This is a genomic window from Streptomyces sp. NPDC088910, assembly GCF_044749865.1.
In the GTDB taxonomy this organism is placed as follows: Bacteria; Actinomycetota; Actinomycetes; order Streptomycetales; family Streptomycetaceae; genus Actinacidiphila.
The window spans coordinates 298,734-323,572 of record NZ_JBIVIV010000003.1; the positions used below are offsets into that span (position 1 = coordinate 298,734).

Here is a 24,839-nt window from a genome sequence, read left to right on the forward strand (position 1 = left end):
TGCCGGTGCAGCGATGCTGGCGGTCGCACTGCCCGCGGGTACGGCCTCAGCAGGCGTACCCGGGCAGGCAACGGCCCAGGCCAGTACACATGTTCAGCCGCGAGCGGGTGCGCTGCCCGCATCGCTCTCCCCGGCCCAGCAGGCCACCCTCGTCTCGCAGGCGCAGACCAAGAGCGCGGCCACCGCGTCCTCGCTGCACCTGAGCTCGGGTGAGAAGCTGGTCGTCAAGTCCGTCACCAAGGACACCGACGGCACCGTCCACACCCGCTACGAGCGTACGTACCAGGGCCTGCCGGTCCTCGGCGGCGACTTGATCGTGCACCAGGACGCCGCAGGGGCGACCACCGGTGTCGACAAGGCGACCAACGCCTCGGTGGCGGTGGCCAGCACGACCGCGGTCAAGAGCGCGGACTCGGCGAAGACCACGGCGCTCGCCCGCGCGAAGGCGGACGGCGCGGCCTCCCCGGCCGCGGTCGGCGCGCCGCACAAGGTGATCTGGGCCGCGTCCGGTACGCCCGTACTGGCCTGGGAGTCCGTCATCGGCGGCTTCCAGGAGGACGGCACGCCGAACCAGCTCCACGTCATCACCGACGCGAGCACCGGCAACCGCCTGTACGAGTACCAGGGCATCGAGACCGGCATCGGCAACAGTGAGTACAGCGGCCAGGTCACCATCGGCACCACGCAGTCCGGGTCGACGTACACGCTGACCGACGGCGGGCGCGGCGGCCACAAGACGTACAACCTGAACCACGGCACCTCCGGCACCGGCACGCTGTTCTCGCAGTCCAGCGACACGTGGGGCGACGGCAACCCGTCGACCGCCACCACCGCCGGTGTGGACGCGGCCTACGGCGCCCAGGAGACCTGGGACTTCTACAAGAACACCTTCGGCCGCAGCGGCATACGCGGCGACGGTGTGGCCGCGTACTCCCGCGCCCACTACGGCAACAGCTACGTCAACGCCTTCTGGGACGACTCCTGCTTCTGCATGACGTACGGCGACGGCAGCGGCAACACGCACCCGCTGACCGCGCTCGACGTCGCGGGCCACGAGATGAGCCACGGCGTCACCTCCAACACCGCGGGGCTGAACTACTCGGGTGAGTCCGGCGGTCTGAACGAGGCCACCTCGGACATCTTCGGCACCGGCGTGGAGTTCTACGCCAACAACACCTCCGACCCGGGTGACTACCTCATCGGCGAGAAGATCAACATCAACGGCAACGGCACGCCGTTGCGGTACATGGACCAGCCGAGCAAGGACGGCGGCTCGAAGGACTACTGGTCCTCCAGCCTGGGCGGCCTCGACGTGCACTACTCGTCGGGCCCGGCCAACCACTTCTTCTACCTGCTCTCCGAGGGCAGCGGCGCCAAGGTCATCGGCGGTGTGAGCTACAACAGCCCGACCTCCGACGGTCTGTCGGTGCCCGGCATCGGCCGGGACAACGCCCTCAAGCTCTGGTACAAGGCGCTCACCGAGCGCTTCACCTCGACCACCAACTACGCGTCGGCCCGCACCCAGTCGCTGCTCGCGGCGGCCGACCTGTGGGGCGCCAACAGCGCCACGTACAACACGGTCGCCAACACCTGGGCGGCGATCAACGTCGGCAGCCGGGTCACCACGCCCAGCGGCGTCACCGTCACCAACCCGGGCGCCAAGTCCACCGTGGTGAACACGGCGGCCAGCCTCCAGATCCAGGCGAGCACCACCAACGGCGGCGCGCTGACCTACACCGCGACGGGCCTGCCGGCCGGTCTGTCGATCAACGCCTCCAGCGGCCTGATCTCGGGCACCCCGACCGCGACCGGCAGCTCCAGCGTGACGGTCACGGCGAAGGACTCCACCAACGCCACCGGTACGGCCACCTTCACCTGGACGGTCACCAGCGCGGGCGGCGGCGGCTGCACCGCGGCGCAGCTCCTGACCAACCCGGGCTTCGAGAGCGGCAACACCGGCTGGACGACGACGTCGGGCGTGATCGACAACAGCACCGGCGCCGCGTCCCACGGCGGCTCGTACAAGGCGTGGCTGAACGGCTACGGGACCACGCACACCGACACGCTCGCCCAGTCGGTCACGATCCCCGCCTCGTGCACCAGCGCCACCTTCACCTACTGGCTCTACATCAGCAGCCAGGAGACCTCCACGACCACGGCGTACGACAAGCTCACCCTCACGGCGGGCAGCACGACCCTGGTCACCTACTCCAACGTCAACAAGGGCACCGGCTACGTCCAGCGCTCGGTCGACCTGTCCTCCTACAAGGGCCAGACCGTCAGCCTGAAGTTCACCGGCACCGAGGACGCCTCCCTCGCGACGTCGTTCCTGATCGACGACGCGGCGGTCAACGTCAGCTAGCCCGTACGGCTCGTGTCTGAGTCCTGCGGCGGGTCCCCACCCGCCGCAGGACCCGGGCGGAGGAACTCGCCGGGACAAGATCGACCGGAGGCCGCACGACTCTGGTAGGCTGGTCGCGTTGCAGTTGTGGTACCCAGAACTTTTTGTGCGCCTGGATGATTGCGATTCCGGGCGCACTTTTGTTTTTGCCGGATTTCTCCGGTGTGGGGTGATCATCTACAGCGACCCATATCCGTACAGTGCGGGTTTGGAAACTGCCCCACCATAGGGAGATTGTTATGGCTACCGGAACCGTGAAGTGGTTCAACTCGGAAAAGGGCTTCGGCTTCATCGAGCAGGAGGGTGGCGGCCCGGACGTGTTCGCCCACTACTCGAACATTCAGTCCCAGGGCTTCCGTGAGCTGCTTGAGGGCCAGAAGGTCGAGTTCGACGTCACGCAGGGCCAGAAGGGCCCGCAGGCGGAGAACATCCGTCCGCTCTAATTCAGAGTAACCGGGCCGCGACGCTCGGTAACGGGAGGCCCGCACCGCACGGTGCGGGCCTCTCGCGTGCAGCCGCCGCAATGGCTCCCGCCGTGGCGGCCCGAGGAAGGAATCCCGCTTTTGTCACCCGTGTCCCCCGTAAAGCTGTTCTCCGAGCTTCCGCTCGACCCGGCGCTGGTCGCCGCCCTGGACGCCGACGGGGTGACAGAACCGTTCCCGATCCAGGCCGCGACGCTGCCGGACTCGCTCGCCGGCCGTGACGTGCTCGGCCGCGGCCGTACCGGCTCCGGCAAGACGCTGGCCTTCGGCCTGCCGATGCTGACCCGCGTCAAGGCGCTCGGCCGCCGCGCCGACGCCAAGCGTCCGCTGGCGCTGGTGCTGGTGCCCACCCGCGAGCTGGCCACCCAGGTGACCGACGCGCTCGCGCCGTACGCGAAGGTGCTCGGGCTGCGGACCACCGCGGTGGTCGGCGGCGCCTCCATCACCAAGCAGATCGCCGCGCTGCGCGGCGGGGCCGAGATCCTGGTCGCGACCCCCGGACGGCTCTTCGACCTGATCGAGCGGCACGCCTGCTCGCTGGACCAGGTCGGCGTGACGGTACTGGACGAGGCCGACCAGATGGCCGACATGGGGTTCCTGCCGCAGGTCACGCGGCTGCTGGAGCAGGTCAAGCCGGGCGGGCAGCGGATGCTGTTCTCGGCGACGCTGGACCGCAATGTCGACAAGCTGGTCAAGCGGTTCCTGAAGAATCCGGTCACGCACTCGGTGGACCCGTCGTCCGCGACGGTGACGACGATGGAGCACCACGTGCTGCACGTCGACGAGGCGACCAAGCGGGCGGTGACCACGGAGATCGCCGCCCGGCAGGGCGGCGTGATCATGTTCGTCGGCACCAAGCGCGGCGCCGACCGGCTCACCAAGCACCTGCTGGGCCTCGGGGTGCGGGCGGTGGCGCTGCACGGCGGCAAGTCGCAGCCGCAGCGGAACCGGGCGCTCGACCAGTTCCGTACGGGGACGGCCGACGCGCTGGTGGCCACGAATGTCGCGGCGCGCGGGATTCACATCGAGGGTCTCGACCTGGTCGTGAACGTCGATCCGCCGACCGAGGCCAAGGACTATCTGCACCGCGGCGGGCGTACGGCGCGGGCCGGTGAGTCCGGCACGGTCGTCACGCTGGTGCTGCCCGAGCAGCGGCGCGAGAACGCCCGGCTCATGACGCAGGCCGGTATCCGGCCGCACACCGCCCGGGTCCGTCCGGGCGACGCGGATCTGGTCAGGATCACCGGTGCCCGGCAGCCGTCCGGCACCCCGGTCACGCTGCCCGCCGCCGAGGTCCCGGCGCCCAAGGCCAAGGCTCCCGGCGCGGCCCCGTCCCGCCGCCGTCGTGGCGGCAGTGGGCGCGGCGGCGCCGCCTCCGCCGGTGAGCGGCAGCAGCCCGCCAAGAAGGCCGCATCCCGCCGTACCGGGGCCACCGCCAACGAGGGCGCCGCCGGCCGCGGCCGCCGCACCGGCCCCGGCGCCGCCGCCGGCCGCGGCGGCGCGGTGGGCCGCCGCGCCCGCGGCGGCGACACCGGCAGCTCAGGCCGCGCGGCCTGACCCCACCCCGCACACCGAAGCGCCCCCGCCGATCCCCTCGGCGGGGGCGCTTCCCCCTCTCCGCCGCACCGCCTCGGCCGCCGGGCGGCTCCGAAACAGCCCCCGGCCGCAGGCCGACACGGCGAACCGGGGCCACCGGCCCCCTGCACCGCACGAGCCGGGCAGGCCGGAGACACCGGGCGAAGCCCCGGTCGGAAGGCCGACCCCACGCCGGAGGCGATCCCCCGGCCGCAGGCCGACCGGCGGATCGGGGCCGCAACGGTTCCCACGCCGAAGGCGAGCCCCGGCCGCAGGCCGACACGGCGAACCGGAGCCACCGGCCCCCGGCACCGCACGAGCCGGGCAGGCCGGAGGCGCTGGGCGAAGCCCGGGCCGGAAGGCCAACCCCACGCCAGAGGCGAGCCCACGGCCGGAAGGCCGGCCCCACGCCGGAGGCGGGCCCCCGGCCGGAGGCCAACTCCGCTGGGGAGGCGGGCCCCGGTCGGAGGGCGGTTAGCGGAGGAGGCCGGCGGTCATGCCCTCCGTTTCCGGGGGGATGGCCATCAGGCCGAGCTCGGCGGGAGTGGCCAGGTGGGGGTGGGTGGGGAGGACGCGGACGGTATAGCCGAAGGGGCCGGTGCGGTCGAGGGTGAGAGGCCCTTCGTAGTGGTAGCGCCCCGCGCTGTCGGTGCGGGAGGTGGGCTTGAGCGAGGCGACGGTGGGATCGGCGAGCCGGTCGGCGGCGTCGACGCGGCCGGACAGGAGCTGGACGTCGACGTCCGTCGGGTCCAGCTCGCCGAGGGCGACCTCCACCCGGAGGGTGAGCGTGGAGCCCAGCTCCGGGGTGCCGCCCACCGAGCCGGTCTCCACGTGCTGGACCGAGACCCGCGGCCACTGCTGCCGTACCCGCCGCTTCCAGGCGGCCAGCGCCCCGGCCTCCTCCCCGTGTACGGCGCGGTGCGAACGGGCGGCGGGCGCGTACAGCGTGCGGACGTAGTCCTGGACCATCCGGCCGGCCACCACCTTCGGGCCGAGGGTGGTGAGGGTGTGCCGGACCATCTCGATCCAGCGGCCGGGCAGGCCCTGCGCGCCCTGGTCGTAGAAGCGCGGCGCGACCTGCTTCTCCAGCAGGTCGTAGAGCGCGGCGGCCTCCAGCTCGTCGCGGCGGTCCTCGTCGACGACGCCGTCGGCGGTGGGGATCGCCCAGCCGTTGTCGCCGTCGAACCACTCGTCCCACCAGCCGTCGAGCACCGACAGGTTGAGGCAGCCGTTGAGCGCGGCCTTCATCCCCGAGGTGCCGCAGGCCTCCAGCGGGCGCAGCGGATTGTTGAGCCAGACGTCGCAGCCGGGGTAGAGCAGCCGCGCCATCCGCATGTCGTAGTCCGGCAGGAAGACGATGCGGTGCCTGACCCGGGGGTCGTCGGTGAACCTGACCAGCTCCTGGACCAGCCGCTTGCCGCTGTCGTCGGCCGGGTGCGCCTTGCCCGCGACCACGATCTGGATCGGCCGCTCGGCGTGCAGCAGCAGGTCCATCAGCCGGTCCTGGTCGCGCAGCATGAGGGTGAGCCGCTTGTACGACGGGACCCGGCGCGCGAAGCCGATGGTGAGCACGTCGGGGTCGAGGACGCTGTCGGTCCAGCCCAGTTCTGCCTCTCCCGCGCCGCGCTGCCGCCAGGACTCGCGGACCCGGCGCCGTACGTCCTCCACGAGCTGTTCGCGCAGTTCGCGGCGGAGTTCCCAGACGGCGGCGTCGGGGATGTCGGCGATGGCCTCCCAGCGGTCGGCGCCGCCGACCATCAGGGCGTCCTCGGCGCGCTGGGTGCCGATCTGCCGGGCGCCGAGCCGGAACACCTCGGGGGCGACCCAGGTGGGCGCGTGCACGCCGTTGGTGATGGACGTGATCGGCACGTCCTCCGGGTCGAAGCCCGGCCAGAGCCCGGCGAACATCTCGCGGCTGACCGAGCCGTGCAGGGTGGAGACGCCGTTGGCGCGCTGGGCCAGCCGCAGACCCATCACCGCCATGTTGAACAGGTTGGGGTCGCCGCCGGGGTAGGTCTCCATGCCCAGTTCGAGGACGCGGCCTATGTCGACGCCGGGCAGCTCGCCGCCGTCGCCGAGGTGGCGGCCGACCAGTTCGCGGTCGAAGCGGTCGATGCCCGCGGGGACGGGGGTGTGCGTGGTGAACACCGTCCCGGCCCGTACGGCCTCCAGCGCCGCGTCGAAGTCGAGCCCTTCGAGGGCCAGTTCACGGATGCGCTCCAGGCCGAGGAAACCGGCGTGGCCCTCGTTGGTGTGGAACACCTCGGGTTCGGCGTGGCCGGTGATCCGGCAGTAGGCGCGGACGGCGCGGACGCCGCCGATGCCCAGCAGCATCTCCTGGAGCAGCCGGTGCTCGCTGCCGCCGCCGTAGAGCCGGTCGGTGACGTCGCGCTCGGCGGGTTCGTTGGCCTCGACGTCGGAGTCGAGGAGCAGCAGCGGGACGCGTCCGACCTGGGCCTTCCAGATCTGGGCGCGCAGCGATCGGCCGCCGGGCAGGACGAGGGAGACCTCGGCGGGGGCGCCGTTCGTCTCGCGGAGCAGGGTGACGGGCAGTTCGTTGGGATCGAGGACGGGGTACTGCTCCTGCTGCCAGCCCTCGCGGGAGAGGGTCTGGCGGAAGTAGCCGTGCCGGTAGAGCAGGCCGACGCCGATGATCGGGGCGCCGAGGTCGCTCGCGGCCTTCAGGTGGTCGCCGGCGAGGATGCCGAGGCCGCCGGAATACTGCGGCAGCGCGGCGGTGATGCCGAATTCGGGTGAGAAGTAGGCGATGGCTGCGGGCAGGTCGCTCTGTTCCTGATACCAGCGGGGGTTGCTGGTGTAGTCGGCCAGTTCCTCCGCCGCGGCGGCCAGGCGGCGCAGAAAGCGCCGGTCCCCGGCGAGCGCGGCGAGCCGTTCCTTGGACACGGCGCCGAGCAGCCGCACGGGGTCGCCTTGGGCGGCCCGCCAGCCCACGGGGTCGACGCTCTGGAACAGCTCCCGGGTCTCCGGGTGCCATGACCAGCGTAGGTTCTGGGCCAGCTCCCCGAGCGGGCGCAGAGGTTCCGGCAGGACGGTGCGCACGGTGAATCGACGGATTGCCTTCACGTATTCGACCGTAGACCCGATGGCGGGGGGCCTGCGGCCAGTGTCCACGATCCGGTGGTTCAAACGCGCGAACGGCGGCTCACGGAAGCGACCGGTCGCAGTGCGGATCACGCCGGTGGGCGGGGCAGGTCGTACGGGCCCGGTCGGGGGTCACCGGCCCGGCGCGTGACCGCCGTCGCCCTGTGGGTTCCGGGTGACGTGAGGGTATGGCCGTACGCGGGCGTGTCGGGTGCTTCGCGTACGGTGGGGGCGTGCGCGGGGGCGCTCTCGGGGGCGCGTGTCAGGCGCGCCCGTGGTCGGCCCCACAATGGCGTCAGGGGCAGGTCGGGGGTGGCGGATTGAGCATTCGTGACGCGCTCCCGAAACGCTTCGGTGAGGTGCTTTCGTCTCGCGGAGCGTGGGCAGGCTCCGATTGCGGGGCTTCGCGCGGAGCACGAGACTGCACCACACAGCGTCACAACGCACCGTCAGGTCCCACGGCACCACACGTACGGCACCACAGTCATGGCAGCAATCGTCCCGGATCGTCACCTATCACCTCCACACGAGTGAACGCGGACTGGAGCGGCCATGCAGGCAAGCCCGCACTGCCCGGAACAGCTAAAAAGAGCGGGGGCCCGCGAGGGAGCGGCCCGTCGCGACGCTGCTCGCCGCCGCCGTGGGCCGCTGTCCGGCGCCCCCCATCTCCGCCGTCCCATCCACAGCGCTGTCAGGTGAGGCAATGATCGGTCGTATTCCCGTCGTCGATGTCCGTCCGTTGGTGGACTGTGGCCGCCGCCCGGCGAAGGCGGTGGCAGGAGAGACCTTCGAGGTGACCGCCACCGTGTTCCGGGAGGGGCACGACGCGGTGGCCGCGAACGTGGTGCTGCGGGACCCGACCGGCAGGTCGGGGCCGTGGACGCCGATGCGCGAGCTGGAGCCCGGCACGGACCGGTGGGGCGCGCGCGTCACCCCGACGGCCGAGGGGCGCTGGACGTACTGCGTGGAGGCCTGGTCCGACCCGGTGGCGACCTGGCGGCACGCGGCGGGCATCAAGATCCCCGCCGGGATCGACACCGAACTGGTTCTGGCCGAGGGCGCGCTGCTGCACGAGCGGGCGGCGGCCGGGGTGCCCAAGAGCGACGGCAGGGCGGGTGTGCTGGCCGCGGTGGACGCGCTGCGGGACGCCTCGCGCACCCCCGCCGCCCGGCACGCGGCGGCGCTGGCGGACGACGTGGTCGGCGCACTCGACCGGTATCCGCTGCGCGAGCTGGTCAGCGCCTCCAGGCCGCTGCCGCTGCACGTGGAGCGGGAGCGGGCGCTGTACGGGTCCTGGTACGAGCTGTTCCCCCGCTCGGAGGGGGCGGTGCTCGAAGAGGGCGCCCCGCCGCGCTCGGGCACCTTCCGCACCGCGGCCGAGCGGCTGCCCGCGGTGGCCGCGATGGGGTTCGACGTGGTCTATCTGCCGCCCATTCACCCGATCGGCACAGCTTTCCGCAAGGGCCCGAACAACAGCCTGACGCCCGGCCCCGACGACGTCGGCTCGCCGTGGGCGATCGGCTCCCCCGAGGGCGGGCACGACGCCGTCCACCCGGACCTGGGCACCCTGGCGGACTTCGACCACTTCGTGGAGCGGGCCCGCGAGCTGCGGATGGAGGTGGCGCTGGACTTCGCGCTCCAGTGCTCGCCCGACCACCCGTGGGTGGCCAAGCACCCGGAGTGGTTCGCGCACCGCGCGGACGGCACGATCGCGTACGCGGAGAATCCGCCGAAGAAGTACCAGGACATCTACCCGATCGCCTTCGACGAGGACTTCGCGGGCATCGTCAGGGAGACCCTGCGGGTGCTGCGGCACTGGATGGCGCACGGGGTGCGGATCTTCCGGGTGGACAATCCGCACACCAAGCCGGTGGTGTTCTGGGAGAAGGTCATCGCGGACATCAACCGCACCGACCCGGACGTGATCTTCCTGGCGGAGGCGTTCACCCGTCCCGCGATGATGGCCACCCTCGGCCAGATCGGTTTCCAGCAGTCGTACACGTACTTCACCTGGCGTAACGACAAGAGCGAACTGACCGACTACATGCGGGAGTTGAGCGGGGAGGCGGCAGCGTGGATGCGGCCCAACTTCTTCGTGAACACCCCCGACATCCTGCACGCCTTCCTCCAGCACGGCGGCCGTCCGGCCTTCGAGGCGCGGGCGGTGCTCGCCGCGACGCTCTCGCCCACCTGGGGCGTCTACGCGGGCTTCGAACTGTGTGAGGGCACCCCTGCCAAGCCCGGCAGTGAGGAGTACCTGCACTCGGAGAAGTACGAACTCCGGCCGCGGGACTGGGCGGCGGCCGAGGCCGAGGGCCGCTCGCTCGCCCCGCTGATCACTACGCTCAACCGGCTGCGCCGCCGTCACCCGGCGCTCCAGCAGCTACGGGACATCACATTTCACCCAGTGGACAACAGCGCGGTACTGGCCTACTCCAAGCGCCGCGACGACGATGTCGTACTGGTGGTCGTCAACCTGGACCCGTTCCACACCCAGGAGGCCACCGTCTCGTTGAACATGCCGGCACTCGGGCTCTCCTGGCACGAGTCATACCCGGTGCGCGACGAGCTCACCGGGGACACCTACCACTGGGGCAGAGACAACTATGTGCGCCTTGAGCCGGGCCGCGCGCCCGCGCATGTCCTGTCGCTGCGACCGTCTCCTTCGATCGGAGGGTCACTCAGTTGATCGTCAACGAACCCGTCCCTGACACCTTCGAGGACACACCGGCCAAGGACCGTGATCCCGACTGGTTCAAACGGGCGGTGTTCTACGAAGTCCTCGTCCGGTCCTTCCAGGACAGCAACGGAGACGGCGTAGGCGACCTGAAAGGCATCACCGCCAAGCTGGACTATCTCCAGTGGCTCGGCGTGGACTGCCTCTGGTTGCCGCCGTTCTTCGCGTCACCGCTGCGGGACGGCGGATACGACGTGGCCGACTACACGGCCGTGCTGCCGGAATTCGGCGACCTGGCGGACTTCGTGGAATTCGTGGACGCCGCGCACCAGCGCGGCATGCGCGTGATCATCGACTTCGTCATGAACCACACGAGCGACCAGCACGAGTGGTTCCAGCAGTCTCGCAGCGACCCGGAGGGACCGTACGGGGACTTCTACACCTGGGCGGACGACGACAAGCAGTACGACGGCGCCCGCATCATCTTCGTCGACACCGAGACCTCGAACTGGACGTTCGACCCGGTGCGCAAGCAGTACTACTGGCACCGGTTCTTCTCCCACCAGCCGGATCTCAACTACGAGAACCCGCGGGTGCAGGAGGAGATCCTGGCCGCGCTGCGCTTCTGGCTCGACCTCGGGATCGACGGTTTCCGGCTGGACGCGGTGCCCTATCTCTTCCAGGAGGAGGGCACCAACTGCGAGAACCTGCCGCGTACCCACCAGTTCCTGAAGAAGGTGCGCTCCGAGATCGACGCGCACTACCCCGACACCGTGCTGCTGGCCGAGGCCAATCAGTGGCCCGAGGACGTCGTCGACTACTTCGGCGACTTCCGCAAGGGCGGCGACGAATGCCATATGGCGTTCCACTTCCCCGTCATGCCGCGCATCTTCATGGCGGTCAGGCGGGAATCGCGCTACCCGGTGTCGGAAATCCTGGCGAAGACTCCCGCCATCCCGGCGAGTTGCCAGTGGGGCATCTTCCTGCGGAACCACGACGAGCTGACCCTCGAAATGGTGACCGACGAGGAACGCGACTACATGTACGCGGAGTACGCCAAGGACCCGCGGATGCGCGCCAACATCGGCATCCGCAGGCGGCTGGCACCGCTGCTGGACAACGACCGCAACCAGATCGAGCTGTTCACCGCGCTGCTGCTCTCCCTGCCGGGATCCCCGATCCTGTACTACGGCGACGAGATCGGCATGGGCGACAACATCTGGCTCGGTGACCGGGACGCGGTCCGTACGCCGATGCAGTGGACCCCCGACCGCAACGCGGGCTTCTCGTCCAGCGACCCCGGACGGCTCTACCTGCCCACGATCATGGACCCGGTCTACGGGTACCAGGTCACCAATGTCGAGGCGCAGATGAGCTCACCCAGCTCGCTGCTGCACTGGACGCGGCGGATGATCGAGATCCGCAAGCAGAACCGTGCCTTCGGGCTCGGTTCCTACACCGAGCTGCCGTCGAGCAACCCGGCCGTGCTGGCGTTCCTGCGCGAGTCCGGCGACGACCTCGTGCTGTGCGTGAACAACTTCTCGCGGTTCGCCCAGCCCACCGAGCTGGATCTGCGGAGCTTCGCCGGGCGGCACCCGGTGGAGCTGATCGGCGGGGTGCGCTTCCCCGCGATCGGTCAACTGCCGTACCTGCTCACCCTCGCGGGCCACGGCTTCTACTGGTTCCGGCTCCGCCGCGAGCAGGTGTGACGGCGGGGGGCCGGAGCGACCGGCCCCCCGCAGCCGACGCGGGTGGCACACCGCCCCCGCGGCCGGCCCCCGCTCCGAGTAGCGGGCATCCCGGACCCCTGGCAGTATCCGGAGTACCCCAGCAGCACCCGCGGGGCGCATTCCGTCGTACGTCGGCTCGCTGACACATGATCGTCACGCGGGCGGGCCGTACGGCGGTTTCCTGTCACCCGCCCGGGGCAGGCTCCCCGTGTCGCCGGACAGCCCGAACCCGTCATCCGGGAGGCTGGCGCCCCCGCCGCGCGTCGAAGCGGCCGGGTGCGCGACTCCCCGGGGAAAGGACGTCATGTCGGACCGCTCCTGGACCCGTGCTCCTTCCGTACCCACCTCACCATCCGGATCCACCTCACCGTCCGTATCGAATTCACCATCGAGTTCACCATCCGTGTCGGGGTCACGCCCCGTGACGGACGCGCGCTCGGCCGCGGCTTCCTCATCCGCCCCGGCCGCCGCCTCGGCCGCGGCCTCGGCCGCCGCTTCGCCGACGGGCCCGGACGTGCCGTCCGCGACCGGCGTGCCGCCCGTCGCCGGGCGGCCGCTGGCGCCCGGCCTGCTGCGGTCGCTCGAACCGCTGCTGCGCTCCTGGCTGCCCAAACAGCGCTGGTTCGCCGGCAAGGGCCTGCCCATCGGCGGCTTCCGGCTGGCCGCGGCCACCGAGCTGATGCCTCCCGGCGGCCGGCTCGGCCCGCTGGGGCTGCTGCACGTCCTGGTGGACGTCGAGCAGCCCGGCCGCCCCGCCGACTGCTACCAACTGCTGCTCGGCGCGCACCCGCTGCTGCCGTCGGCGCTGGTACGGGCCGCGCTCGGCCCGGCCGTCGGCGGCCCGTACGACGGCCTGACGCTCTACGACGCGCCGCACGACCCCCGGCTGGCCGCGCTGCTGCTCGAACGGCTCCGCGCGCCCGGCACCACCGGGCGGCTGCGCTTCAGCGTCGAGCCGCAGGAGGAGTTCCCGCCGGGGCTGACCCCGCGCGTCTCCACCGCCGAGCAGTCCAACACCTCGGTCGTGTACGGGGACGCCTACATCCTCAAGCTGTTCCGCCGCGTCTCCCCCGGCACCAACCCGGACCTGGAGCTGTCGCTCGCGCTGGCCCACAAGGGCTCGCGGCGGGTCGCGGAGCCGGTCGCCTGGTTCGAGGCGCTGCCGCCGGAGGGCGTCATGGGCCCGCAGGGCGCGGCGGCGGGCACGACGGAGCCGACCACGCTCGGTGTGCTCCAGCGCTTCCTGCCCGGCTCGTCCGACGGCTGGGCCCTGGCCCTGGCCTCGGTCGCCGAGGACGGCGACTTCACCGGCGAGGCGGCGGCGCTCGGCCGCGCCACGGCCGAGGTGCACGGCGCCCTGGCCGACGCGCTGCCGGTCCGTACCCTGGACGGCCCAGCGCTGGAACGTATCGCCTCGGCGATGACCCGGCGGCTGGACGAGACCGCGAAGGAGGTCCCGGCCGTACGGCCGCACGTCGCGGCGCTGCGCTCGGCCTTCGACGACCTCGCGCGGCTCGGCGCGGCCCCCGGCAACGCGGTGACCGCCCAGCGGATCCACGGCGACCTGCACCTGGGGCAGGCGCTGCGCGGCCCGGACGGCGAGTGGGTGCTGATCGACTTCGAGGGCGAGCCTGCCCGGCCGCTGGCCGAACGGCGCCGGGCGGCGCCGCCGGTCCAGGACGTGGCGGGCATGCTGCGGTCCTTCGACTACGCCGCCCACCACAGCGGCAACGGTCCCTGGGCCGCCCGCCACCGGGACGCCTTCTGCGCCGGGTACGCCGCCGTGTCCGGGGTGGACCCGCGCGAACAGCCCGTGCTGATACGGGCCTTCGAGACCGACAAGGCGGTCTACGAGGCCCGGTACGAGGCGCGGCACCGCCCCGCCTGGCTCCCCATCCCGCTCTCCGCCCTGGCCCGCCTGGCCGCCGCCACTTCTGACGCCGCCCCTTCTGAGGAGTCCAGCCCGTGACACGCCCCGACGACCGTTTCCTCCCCGAGGCCCAGGCGCGCGGCTACGACCGCGGCACCCCCCACCCGGCCGCCTCCGGCACGGCTCCGGGGCCGGCCCCGCTCGCGGATACGACCCCGCCTGCCCCCTCGTCCGACGCCCCGGCGGTACCGGCCGCCCCGGTGCCGGGCGCGGGTCCTGTGGCCCCGGCGGTCACGGTGCCCGGCGCGGGCCCGGCCGCGACCGGCCGGCTCGCCGAGAGCGCCCCGCAGGGGCCCGGGGCCGAGTCCGATGTGCGGCTGCCGCCGCGTGAGCGCGAGCAGCCCACCACCGGCGGGAGGTCCGGGGCCGACCCCGAGCCCTCCTTCGGGCCGGAACCCGGAAGCCTGGTCGGCGACGACCGCCGGCGGCTGCTGGACGGCGCGCATCACGACCCGCACGGAGTGCTGGGGGCGCACCCGGTGAACGGCGGCGTCCGGATCAGGGCGCTGCGGCCGTTCGCACGGGCGGTGGCGGCCGTCGTGGACGGCGAGCGGTTCGACCTCACCGACGAGGCCGACGGCCTCTTCTCCGCGGTGCTGCCCCGCACCGACGTGCCGGAGTACCGGCTGGCCGTCACGTACGACGACGGCGAGCACATCGTGGAGGACCCGTACCGCTTCCTGCCGTCCCTCGGGGAGCTGGACCTGCATCTGATCGGGGAGGGGCGGCACGAGGAGCTGTGGAAGGCGCTGGGCTCCCGGCCGATGACGCACGGCGGCGTGACCGGTACGCGCTTCGCGGTGTGGGCGCCGAACGCGCGCGGGGTGCGCGTGGCCGGGGAGTTCAACTACTGGGACGGCACCGGCTTCCCGATGCGCTCGCTGGGCGCGACCGGGGTGTGGGAGCTGTTCGTGCCGGGCGTCGGCAGCGGGACGGCGTACAAGTACGAGATCACCCGGCCCGACGGCTCGCGCGGGATGAAGGCCGACCCGATGGCGCGGGCCACCGAGGTGCCGCCCGCGACCGCGTCGGTCGTCACGGAGTCGGCGTACGAGTGGGCAGACCAGGAGTGGATGGCCCGCAGGGGCGAACTCCCGGTGCACCGGGCGCCGTTCTCGGTCTACGAGCTGCACCTGGCCTCGTGGCGGCCGGGGCTGACCTACCGTGAGCTGGCCGAGCAGTTGCCCGCGTACGTGAAGGAACTCGGCTTCACGCACGTGGAGTTGATGCCGGTCGCCGAGCACCCCTTCGGCGGCTCCTGGGGCTACCAGGTGACGTCGTACTACGCGCCGACCTCGCGGCTCGGCTCGCCCGACGACTTCCGGTACCTGGTGGACGCCCTGCACGCGGCCGGGATCGGCGTGATCATGGACTGGGTGCCCGCGCACTTCCCCAAGGACGACTGGGCGCTGGCCCGGTTCGACGGCGCGCCGCTGTACGAGCCCGCCGACCCGCGCCGGGCGGAACACCCGGACTGGGGCACCCTGGAGTTCGACTTCGGCCGTACCGAGGTGCGCAACTTCCTGGTGGCGAACGCCGTGTACTGGTGCGAGGAGTTCCACATCGACGGGCTGCGGGTGGACGCGGTGGCCTCGATGCTCTACCTCGACTACTCCCGCGAGGGCGGCGACTGGCTGCCCAACGCGTACGGCGGCCGGGAGAATCTGGACGCGGTGGCGTTCCTCCAGGAGATGAACGCGACCGTCTACCGGCGCTGTCCCGGCACCGTCACCATCGCCGAGGAGTCGACGGCCTGGGACGGGGTCACCCGGCCCACCCACCTGGTCGGCCCGGCCGGCTTCGGCGGCCTCGGCTTCGGCCTGAAGTGGAACATGGGCTGGATGCACGACTCGCTGGACTACGTCTCGCACGAGCCGGTGCACCGCAAGTACCACCACAACGAGATGACGTTCTCCATGGTGTACGCGTACTCGGAGAATTACGTGCTGCCCATCTCGCACGACGAAGTGGTGCACGGCAAGGGCTCGTTGGTGGCGAAGATGCCCGGCGACTGGTGGCAGCAGCGGGCCACCGTACGGGCGTACCTGGGCTTCATGTGGGCGCACCCCGGCAAGCAACTGCTCTTCATGGGGCAGGAGTTCGCGCAGGGCGCCGAGTGGTCGCACGAGAACGGCCCCGACTGGTGGCTGCTGGACGAGAGTTACCCGGCCGCGGCCGACCACAGGGGCGTACGCGACCTGGTCCGCGACCTGAACGCGGCGTACACGGCCGCGCCCGCGCTGTGGCAGCTCGACACCGACCCCAGCGGTTTCACCTGGATCGACGGCGGCGCGGTGGAGGACAACACCTTCTCCTTCCTCCGCTACGACGAGGCGGGTGACCCGCTGCTGTGCGTCAGCAACTTCTCCCCCGTCGTCCGCGAGAACTACCGCCTCGGCTCCCCCGACGTCGTCTGGAAGCAGGTGCTGAACACCGACGAGGCCCGTTACGGCGGCAGCGGTGTCGTGGTCGCCGAGCCCGTCAAGAGCGAGCCGACGCCCTGGAACGGCCAGCCCCACAGCATCTCGCTGACCCTTCCCCCGCTGGCGACCCTCTGGCTGCGCCCGGCGTAGTCCTCGCGTGACCGACACGGCCCCCGCGGGCCGGGCGACGGCCCGGCCCGCGGGGGCCGTTTGGGCCCCATCAGCAAGACAGGAAAGTTTCCTAACCAAAACCCTTGTTGCGGACACGCCAGCGCTACTACCGTTCCGGCAACGCCTTTCCGGGCCCTTCCGGAAGCTCGACTCCCCGCTCAGGCAAGGAGTGTCCCCCCATGTCGTCCTCCGCAACCCCCCGCCTCCGCAGGACCGCCCTCGCCGCCGCCACCGGGCTGACCGCCGCCCTCGCGCTCGGCCTCGGCACGGCGGCCGGTTCCGCCCACGCGGCGGCGACCGCGCTGCCCAGCGGCATCTCGGCGCCCTATCTCTACCTGGGCTGGGGCAACCCGCCCTCGGCCACGTCGGTGATGTCGGCGACCGGCATCAAGCAGTTCACGATGGCCTTCATGCTCTCCGACGGCGGCTGCAACCCGAAGTGGGACGGCAGCCGCGCGCTGACCGGCGGCACCGACCAGTCCACGATCAACGCGATCAGGAACGCGGGCGGTGACGTCACCGTCTCCTTCGGCGGCTACAGCGGCAACAAGCTGGGCCAGAAGTGCACATCGGCGTCCGCGCTCGCCGGGGCGTACCAGAAGGTGATCGACGCCTACTCCCTGAAGTCGATCGACATCGACATCGAGGCGGGCGAGTTCAGCAACGCGACCGTGCGGCAGCGGGTGGTCGACGCGCTCAAGACGGTCCGCGCGAACAACAGCGCCCTGAAGATCTACGTCACCTTCGGCACCACGCCGACCGGGCCCGACTCCGCGGGCAAGGACCTGATCAAGAAGGGCGCCGCCGCCGGGCTGAACATCGACGCCTGGGCCGTCATGCCCTTCGACTACGACCAGGGCGGCACCACCGACATGCTGGCCACCACCAAGTCGGCGGTGGACGGCCTGAAGAACGCCGTCGCCAGCGCGTACGGGCTGTCCTCCGACGCCGCCTACCGCAAGGTCGGCCTGTCCTCGATGAACGGCAAGACCGACAGCGCGGGCGAGACCGTCTCGCTCGCGGACTTCAAGTCGATCGTGTCCTACGCGACCGGCCACCACCTGGCCCGCGTCAGCTTCTGGGCCCTCAACCGGGACCGCAAGTGCGGCTCCGGCGAGTCCGCTGGCGACTCGTGCAGCGGCATCACGCAGAACACGTACGACTTCACCAAGGCCCTGGCCGCGTACACCGGCTGAGGCCGCGTCAGACGGCCTCAGCCGGCCTCGGGCGAGGCAGCAGCGGAAGGGGCGGGGTCAGAAGACCGACTCCGCCTCTTCCATGCGCTCCTCGGGGACGGTCTTGAGCTGGGTGACGGCGTCGGCCAGCGGGACCAGGCCGATCGTCGTGCCCTGGAGCGAGGTCATGTGACCGAAGGCGCCCTTGTGGGCCGCCTCCACCGCGTGCCAGCCGAAGCGGTTGGCCAGCACCCGGTCGTACGCGGTCGGTACGCCGCCGCGCTGGACGTGGCCGAGGATGACCGGGCGGGCCTCCTTGCCCAGCCGCTCCTCCAGCTCCATGGCCAGCGTGGCGCCGATGCCCGCGAAGCGCTCGTGCCCGTACTTGTCGATCTCGCCGACGCCGTAGTCCATGCTGCCCTTGGCCGGGTGGGCGCCCTCGGCGACGCAGATGACGGCGAATTTCTTGCCGCGCGCGAAGCGTTCCTCGACCATCGCCACCAACTGGGACGGCTCGAAGGGGCGTTCGGGGATGCAGATGCCGTGCGCGCCGCCCGCCATGCCCGCCTCCAGGGCGATCCACCCGGCGTGCCGGCCCATCACCTCGACCACCATCACGCGCTGGTGGGACTCCGCGGTGGTCTTCAGCCGGTCTATGGCCTCGGTGGCGACGGTCACGGCGGTGTCGAAGCCGAAGGTGCGGTCGGTGCCGTTGATGTCGTTGTCGATGGTCTTGGGCACGCCCACGACCGGCATCCCGGCGTCGGAGAGCATCCGGGCGGCGGTCAGCGTGCCCTCGCCGCCGATCGGGATCAGCACGTCGATGCCGTACTCGGCGCACATCTCGTCCGCGTTGTCCGCCGCCTCGCGCAGCCGGGCGCGCTCCAGCCGGGCCGAGCCGAGGATGGTGCCGCCGCGGGCGAGGATGCCGCTCACCGAGTTGAGGTCGAGCGGCCGGAAGCGGCCCTCCAGCAGGCCGACGAAGCCGTCCTCGAAGCCGATGACCTCGTCGTCGTACCCGGTCAGCGCGCGGTGCACGACCGACCGGATGACGGCGTTGAGGCCGGGGCAGTCGCCGCCGGCGGTGAGGACTCCGATACGCATGGGCCTGTCTCTCCAGACGGTCGTCGGCTGCTGCTGTGGCGCGTGCTGTCACGCGCTGTCGGTATCCAGTGGATCACAGCGCCTGGTCGCCCCGGAGCGGGGCTCCAGGTCACGGGGACTTCGGGACCAGCGTGCACTCGGTGATCCGGCCCGCCACATAGTCGTCCACATTGCGGACGGTGGCGGCGACGATCTCGTCGATCGCGTCCACCGTGAAGTACGCCTGGTGCGAGGTGATCAGCACATGCGTGAAGGTCAGCAGCCGGGCCAGGGTGTCGTCCGTCATCACCTCCAGCGACTTGTCGTAGAAGAAGACCCCGGCCTCCTCCTCGTACACGTCGAGCCCGACGCCGCCGAGCCTGCCCTCGCGCAGCGTCTCGACCAGCGCGGCGGAGTCGATCAGGCCGCCGCGGCTGGAGTTGATCAGGATCGCGTCGTCCTTCATCAGCGCCAGCCGCCGCTCGCCGACCAGGTGGTGGGTGGAGGGCATCAGCGGCACATGGAGGCTGATCAGGTCCGACTCCCGGAAGAGCCGGTCCAGTTCGACGTACTCCATCCCCAGTTCGGTGCAGGCGGGGTTGACCGCGATGTCCCAGCCGAGAATCCGCATGCCGTAGCCGCGGGCGATGGCGGTGAAGGCGGTGCCGATCTTGCCGGTGCCGACCACGCCGACCGTACGGCCGTGGAAGTCCCGGCCGAGCAGGCCGTCGAGCCGGAAGTCGAAGTCGCGCGTGCGGCTCGCGGCCCGGACGATCCGCCGGTTCAGCGCCGAGGCCAGCGTCCAGGCGAACTCCGCCACCGAATACGGGGAGTAGCGGGCCACGCGCGCCACCGTCATCCCCAGCCGCTCCGCGTGGTCCAGGTCGATGTTGTTGTAGCCCGTCGAGCGCTGCGCGATCAGCTTCGTGCCGCCGCGCACCAGGGCTTCGAGCACCGGCGCGTCCAGCACCGCGTTCACACTCGTCGACACGGCCTCGTACCCCGCCGCCAGCGGCACGGTGTCCTTGGTGAGGAACGTCTCAAGACACCGCACCTGATGGCGCGCCCCGAAGGCCGCCTCCAGCAGAGGGCGCTCGTCGCGCTGCACCCCAGTCGCCAACACGTCCACAGGACCGGCCCTCCTTACGTGAGTCCTTCCTCACTCTACGTGCGCGCCGCGCGCCCCGCGCCACGCCTCGCGGAGGCGGGCAGGTGCCCCTGGGCGGCAGGCGGTACCCGGGAGCGTTAGCGTCAGGGGTGCGTACGGCCGTACGCGAAGGGTTCAGGGCAGAACGGACGGATCAAGCGTGACGCGCAGCGTCTACCTCACGGGGATCGGCCGCGGCGACGGCCGCCAGGTGATCGAGCTGGGGGTGATGGAGCTGCTGACCCGCCAGGTCGACCGGGTCGGCGTCTACCGCCCGCTGGTCCACGACACCCCCGACCGTATTTTCGAGCTGCTGCGCAGCCGCTACCGGCTGACCCAGGACGCGGCGAGCGTCTTCGGCATGGGGTACGAGGAGGCGGCGGCGCTCCAGGCCGAGCAGGGACAGGAGGCGCTGACCGCCCGGTTGGTGGACGGCTACCTGAGGGTGGCGGCGGAGTACGAGACGGTGCTGATCCTGGGGTCCGACTTCGCGGGCACCAACCTCCCGGCGGAGCTGGGCGTCAACGCGCGGCTGGCGAACGAGTGCGGCGCGTCGGTGCTCGCGGTGATCGGCGGTCTGGAGCAGTCGGCGGAGTCGGTGGTCGCCGAGGTACGCAACGCGTATCACGCGTACACGAATCTGGGCTGCGACGTGATCGCGATGATCGCGAACCGGGTGGCCCCGGCGGAGGTCGCGGAGGCGGCGGAGCGGCTGGGCCGGGTCCCGGACGTGCCGGTGTACGTGCTGCCGGACGAGCCCGCGCTGTCGGCGCCGACGGTGGCGCAGATCGCGGAGACGCTGGGCGCGCGGGTGCTGCTGGGCGACGACGCGGGGATGTCCAGGGACGCGCTGGACTTCGTGTTCGGCGGCGCGATGCTGCCGACGTTCCTGCCCGCGCTGACCCCCGGCTGTGTGGTGGTGACGCCCGGCGACCGGGCGGATCTGGTGATCGGGGCGCTGGCGGCGCACTCGGCGGGGTCGCCGCCGATCGCGGGGGTGCTGCTGACGCTGGACGAGAAGCCGCCGCCGCACATCCTGGCGCTGGCGAACCGGCTGGCGCCCGGCACCCCGGTGCTGTCGGTGGCGACCGGCTCCTTCCCGACGGCGGCCGGGCTGTTCGCGCTGGACGGCAAGCTGGGCGCGGGCACACCGCGCAAGGCGGAGACGGCGCTGGGCGTGTTCGAGACGCATGTGGACACCGCGGAGCTGACCGAGCGGCTGTCGGTCGCCAGGTCGGCGCGGGTGACGCCGATGATGTTCGAGCACGCGCTGATCGAGCGGGCGCGGTCGGCGCGCAAGCGGATCGTGCTGCCCGAGGGCGGCGAGGAACGAATTCTGCGGGCCACCGAGGTGCTGCTGCGCCGCGGGGTGTGCGACCTGATCCTGCTCGGCGAGGAGGACACGCTGCGCAAGAAGGCGGCCGACCTCGGGATCTCCCTCGACCAGCCGGGCGTGAGCGTCGTCGACCCGCAGACCTCACCGCTGCGGGACCGGTTCGCCGCGCTGTACGCGCAGCTGCGCGCGCACAAGGGCGTCAGCTACGAGCTGGCGTACGACGTGGTCGCGGACGTGTCGTACTTCGGCACCCTGATGGTCCAGGAGGGCCTGGCCGACGGCATGGTGTCGGGCGCGGTGCACTCCACGGCGGCGACGATCCGCCCGGCCTTCGAGATCATCAAGACCCGCCCCGACGCGGCGATCGTCTCCTCGGTGTTCTTCATGTGCCTGGCGGACAAGGTGCTGGTGTACGGCGACTGCGCCGTCAATCCGGACCCGGACGCCGAGCAGTTGGCGGACATCGCCATCCAGGCGGCGGGCACCGCGGCCCGCTTCGACGTACAGCCGCGGATCGCGATGCTGTCGTACTCGACCGGCACCTCGGGCTCGGGCGCGGACGTCGACAAGGTGCGGGCGGCCACCGAGCTGGTCCGCGAGCGGCGGCCCGACCTGCTGGTGGAGGGGCCGATCCAGTACGACGCGGCGGTGGCGCCCTCGGTGGCGGCCACCAAGATGCCGGGGTCCGCGGTGGCCGGGCAGGCGACCGTGCTGATCTTCCCCGACCTGAACACCGGCAACAACACGTACAAGGCGGTGCAGCGCTCGGCGGGCGCGGTCGCCGTCGGACCGGTGCTCCAGGGTCTGCGCAAGCCGGTCAACGACCTGTCGCGCGGCGCGCTGGTGCAGGACATCGTCACGACGGTCGCGATCACCGCGATCCAGGCCCAGGGAGAGAACCCGTGAGCGCGACCCGTGTACTGGTCATCAACTCCGGCTCCTCGTCGGTGAAGTACCAACTGCTGGACATGGCCGACCACGCGCGTCTGGCGACCGGTCTGGTGGAGCGGATCGGCGAGGGCGGCGGTGCGCCCGACCACGCGGCGGCGCTGCACACCGTGGCGGAGCAGCTCGATGAGCAGGGCCTCGGCCTGGACTCGCCGGAGCTGGCGGCGATCGGCCACCGGGTGGTGCACGGCGGTACGCGTTTCACCGAGCCGACGCTGATCACCGACGAGGTGGTGGCCGCGATCGAGGAGCTGGTGCCGTTGGCACCTCTGCACAATCCGGCCAACATCACCGGTATCAAGGTGACGCGTGAGCTGCGGCCCGATCTGCCGCAGGTCGCGGTCTTCGACACGGCCTTCCACTCGACGATCCCGGAGGCCGCGGCGCGGTACGCGATCGACGCGGCGACCGCCGACCGGTACGGCATCCGCCGCTACGGTTTCCACGGCACCTCGCACGCCTTCGTCTCGCGGGCGACGGCGGAGCTGCTCGGCAGGGAGCCGGCCGACGTCAACGTGATCGTGCTGCACCTGGGCAACGGCGCGTCGGCCTCCGCGGTGCGCGGCGGGGTGTGCGTGGACACCTCGATGGGCCTGACGCCCCTTGAGGGGCTGGTCATGGGCACCCGCTCCGGCGACCTCGACCCGGCGGTGGTGTTCCACCTGGAGCGGGTGGCCGGCATGGGCACCGACGAGATCGACACGCTGCTGAACAAGCGCAGCGGTCTGCTGGGCCTGTGCGGTGACAACGACATGCGGGAGATCGGCCGCCGGATGGCCGAGGGCGACCGGGCGGCGCAGCTCGCCTTCGACGTCTACGCGCACCGGATCCGCCGTTACGTGGGGGCCTTCAGCGCGGTGCTGGGCCGGGTGGACGCGATCGCCTTCACGGCGGGCGTCGGCGAGAATTCGGCCGCAGTTCGCGAAGCGGCTTTGTTGGGTCTCGACAATCTAGGTGTCACTATGGACCCTGTACGCAACGCGCTTCGCGGCACTGCGGCCCGGCTGGTCTCGGCGGCGGCGTCGCGGGTGGCCGTCGCGGTGGTGCCCACTGACGAAGAGCTGGAGATCGCCCGCGATACTTACGTACTGGCGACCGAATAAGCATGGCTGACCGTCCCGCAGCCACGACCGCCCCTGGAATATTCCGGAGCGGAACAAACCGATAGGATAGCGCCCATGCGCCGAGCCAAGATCGTCTGTACCCTGGGTCCCGCCGTCGACTCCTACGACCAGCTCAAGTCGTTGGTCGAGGCGGGCATGAATGTGGCCCGTTTCAATTTCAGTCACGGCAGCCACGCCGAGCACGAGGAGCGCTACCAGCGCGTCCGTAAGATCGCCGCCGAGACCGGCCGGGCGATCGGAGTCCTCGCCGACCTCCAGGGTCCCAAGATCCGCCTCGCCAAATTCGCCGACGGACCGGTCGAGTTGATCGCGGGCGACGAGTTCACCATCACCGTCGAGGACGTCGCGGGCGACAAGTCCATCTGCGGTACCACGTACAAGGGTCTGCCGGGCGATGTCTCCAAGGGCGACCCGATCCTGATCAACGACGGCAACGTGGCGCTGCGCGTCATCGAGGTCGAGGGCCCGCGGGTCCGCACGCTGGTGGTCGAGGGCGGCGTGATCTCCGACCACAAGGGCATCAACCTGCCGGGCGCCGCGGTGAACGTGCCGGCGCTGTCCGAGAAGGACATCGACGACCTGCGGTTCGCGCTCCGGATGGGCGTCGACATGGTCGCGCTGTCCTTCGTGCGCGACGCCAAGGACGTCCGTGACGTGCACCGCGTCATGGACGAGGAGGGGCGCCGCGTCCCGGTCATCGCCAAGGTGGAGAAGCCGCAGGCGGTCGAGAACATGGAGAGCGTCGTCGCGGCGTTCGACGCGGTGATGGTGGCGCGCGGCGACCTCGCCGTGGAGTACCCGCTGGAGCAGGTGCCGGTCGTGCAGAAGCGGCTGGTCGAGATGTGCCGGCGCAACGCCAAGCCGGTGATCGTGGCGACCCAGATGATGGAGTCGATGATCACCAACTCGCGGCCCACGCGCGCCGAGGCGTCCGACGTGGCCAACGCGATCCTGGACGGCGCGGACGCGGTCATGCTGTCCGCCGAGTCGTCGGTCGGCAAGTATCCGATCGAGACCGTCAAGACGATGTCGCGGATCGTCGTGGCCGCCGAGGAGGAGCTGCTGTGCCGCGGGCTCCAGCCGCTGGCCCCCGGCAAGAAGCCCCGCACCCAGGGCGGCGCCGTGGCCCGCGCCGCCGCCGAGCTGGGCGACTTCCTGGACGCCAAGTCCCTGGTCGCCTTCACCAAGTCCGGTGACACCGCCCGCCGACTGGCCCGCTACCGCGTGCCCGAGCCGGTCCTGGCCTTCACCACCGACCCCGCCACCCGCAACCAGCTCGCGCTGACCTGGGGTGTGGAGTCCTTCGTGGTCGAGCACGTCGACAACACCGACGCCATGGTCGAGCTCGTCGACCGCGAGATGCTCAAGCTCTCCGAGTACGCCAAGGGCGACACCGTCATCATCACCGCCGGCTCCCCTCCGGGCGTCCCCGGCACCACCAACCTCGTCCGCGTCCACCACCTCGGCGACTGACCGCCCCCTCCCCCGTAGAAACCAGAGACCAGCGACCAGCAACCGCCCGCGGCCCGCGCCCC

14 protein-coding genes are annotated in these 24,839 nt (G+C 71.4%); 11 read left to right on the forward strand and 3 right to left on the reverse strand.

Features of this window, described 5'->3' with window-relative positions; all coding sequences use genetic code 11:
- The first annotated feature begins 13 nt into the window (after nt 1-13).
- The 3 genes from ACIP4Z_RS09675 to ACIP4Z_RS09685 all read left to right on the forward strand — a co-directional run bounded on the left by ACIP4Z_RS09675 (nt 14) and on the right by ACIP4Z_RS09685 (nt 4,440).
- On the forward strand, nt 14-2,362 hold the full coding sequence (locus ACIP4Z_RS09675; RefSeq protein ID WP_391044828.1) for a M4 family metallopeptidase: 2,349 nt from the start codon (nt 14-16) through the stop codon (nt 2,360-2,362).
- Between the two features lie 278 nt (nt 2,363-2,640).
- Nucleotides 2,641-2,844: a cold-shock protein gene (locus tag ACIP4Z_RS09680; protein ID WP_188279682.1), complete on the forward strand. Its 204-nt coding sequence runs from the start codon at nt 2,641-2,643 to the stop codon at nt 2,842-2,844.
- Between the two features lie 51 nt (nt 2,845-2,895).
- Nucleotides 2,896-4,440, forward strand: coding sequence for a DEAD/DEAH box helicase (locus tag ACIP4Z_RS09685; RefSeq protein WP_401306256.1), 1,545 nt, complete (start codon nt 2,896-2,898; stop codon nt 4,438-4,440).
- A 492-nt stretch (nt 4,441-4,932) separates the two neighbouring features.
- On the opposite strand, the gene glgP is transcribed toward ACIP4Z_RS09685, so the two are convergent.
- Entirely contained in the window at nt 4,933-7,542 is a 2,610-nt protein-coding gene (gene glgP, locus ACIP4Z_RS09690; RefSeq protein WP_355349580.1) for an alpha-glucan family phosphorylase, read from the reverse strand.
- Between the two features lie 721 nt (nt 7,543-8,263).
- Here glgP and ACIP4Z_RS09695 point away from each other — a divergent pair.
- From ACIP4Z_RS09695 to ACIP4Z_RS09715, 5 genes are all read left to right on the forward strand, one after another.
- Nucleotides 8,264-10,249, forward strand: a complete 1,986-nt coding sequence (locus ACIP4Z_RS09695) for a maltotransferase domain-containing protein (RefSeq protein WP_391044652.1) — start codon at nt 8,264-8,266, stop codon at nt 10,247-10,249.
- Nucleotides 10,246-11,946, forward strand: coding sequence for a maltose alpha-D-glucosyltransferase (gene treS, locus ACIP4Z_RS09700; RefSeq protein WP_355349586.1), 1,701 nt, complete (start codon nt 10,246-10,248; stop codon nt 11,944-11,946). The genes ACIP4Z_RS09695 and treS overlap by 4 nt, the downstream gene beginning before the upstream one ends.
- A 442-nt stretch (nt 11,947-12,388) precedes the next feature.
- Nucleotides 12,389-13,936, forward strand: a complete 1,548-nt coding sequence (locus ACIP4Z_RS09705) for a maltokinase (protein WP_401306259.1) — start codon at nt 12,389-12,391, stop codon at nt 13,934-13,936.
- Complete coding sequence (glgB, locus tag ACIP4Z_RS09710) at nt 13,933-16,470, forward strand: 1,4-alpha-glucan branching enzyme (protein WP_401306261.1); 2,538 nt, start codon at nt 13,933-13,935, stop codon at nt 16,468-16,470. Before ACIP4Z_RS09705 ends, glgB begins: the two co-directional genes overlap by 4 nt.
- A 200-nt stretch (nt 16,471-16,670) precedes the next feature.
- A complete protein-coding gene (locus tag ACIP4Z_RS09715) occupies nt 16,671-17,687 on the forward strand; it encodes a chitinase (protein WP_355349592.1) in 1,017 nt (338 codons plus the stop codon).
- Between the two features lie 57 nt (nt 17,688-17,744).
- On the opposite strand, the gene ACIP4Z_RS09720 is transcribed toward ACIP4Z_RS09715, so the two are convergent.
- Nucleotides 17,745-18,770 (reverse strand): ATP-dependent 6-phosphofructokinase, encoded by a 1,026-nt coding sequence (locus ACIP4Z_RS09720; RefSeq protein ID WP_355349595.1) that lies wholly within the window; start codon nt 18,768-18,770, stop codon nt 17,745-17,747.
- A 109-nt stretch (nt 18,771-18,879) separates the two neighbouring features.
- Nucleotides 18,880-19,878: an NAD(P)-dependent oxidoreductase gene (locus tag ACIP4Z_RS09725; RefSeq protein ID WP_391161527.1), complete on the reverse strand. Its 999-nt coding sequence runs from the start codon at nt 19,876-19,878 to the stop codon at nt 18,880-18,882.
- 178 nt (nt 19,879-20,056) lie between these two features.
- Here ACIP4Z_RS09725 and pta point away from each other — a divergent pair, with 178 nt between their 5' ends.
- The 3 genes from pta (at nt 20,057) to pyk (ending at nt 24,777) form a co-directional block, all read left to right on the forward strand.
- Nucleotides 20,057-22,138 carry a phosphate acetyltransferase gene (pta, locus tag ACIP4Z_RS09730; RefSeq protein ID WP_355349601.1) on the forward strand — a complete coding sequence of 694 codons (2,082 nt, stop codon included), beginning with the start codon at nt 20,057-20,059 and terminating at the stop codon, nt 22,136-22,138.
- A complete protein-coding gene (locus ACIP4Z_RS09735; protein ID WP_391044645.1) occupies nt 22,135-23,283 on the forward strand; it encodes an acetate/propionate family kinase in 1,149 nt (382 codons plus the stop codon). The genes pta and ACIP4Z_RS09735 overlap by 4 nt, the downstream gene beginning before the upstream one ends.
- Nucleotides 23,284-23,358: 75 nt before the next feature.
- Nucleotides 23,359-24,777 carry a pyruvate kinase gene (pyk, locus tag ACIP4Z_RS09740; RefSeq protein WP_355349607.1) on the forward strand — a complete coding sequence of 473 codons (1,419 nt, stop codon included), beginning with the start codon at nt 23,359-23,361 and terminating at the stop codon, nt 24,775-24,777.
- The last annotated feature ends 62 nt before the right edge of the window (nt 24,778-24,839 follow it).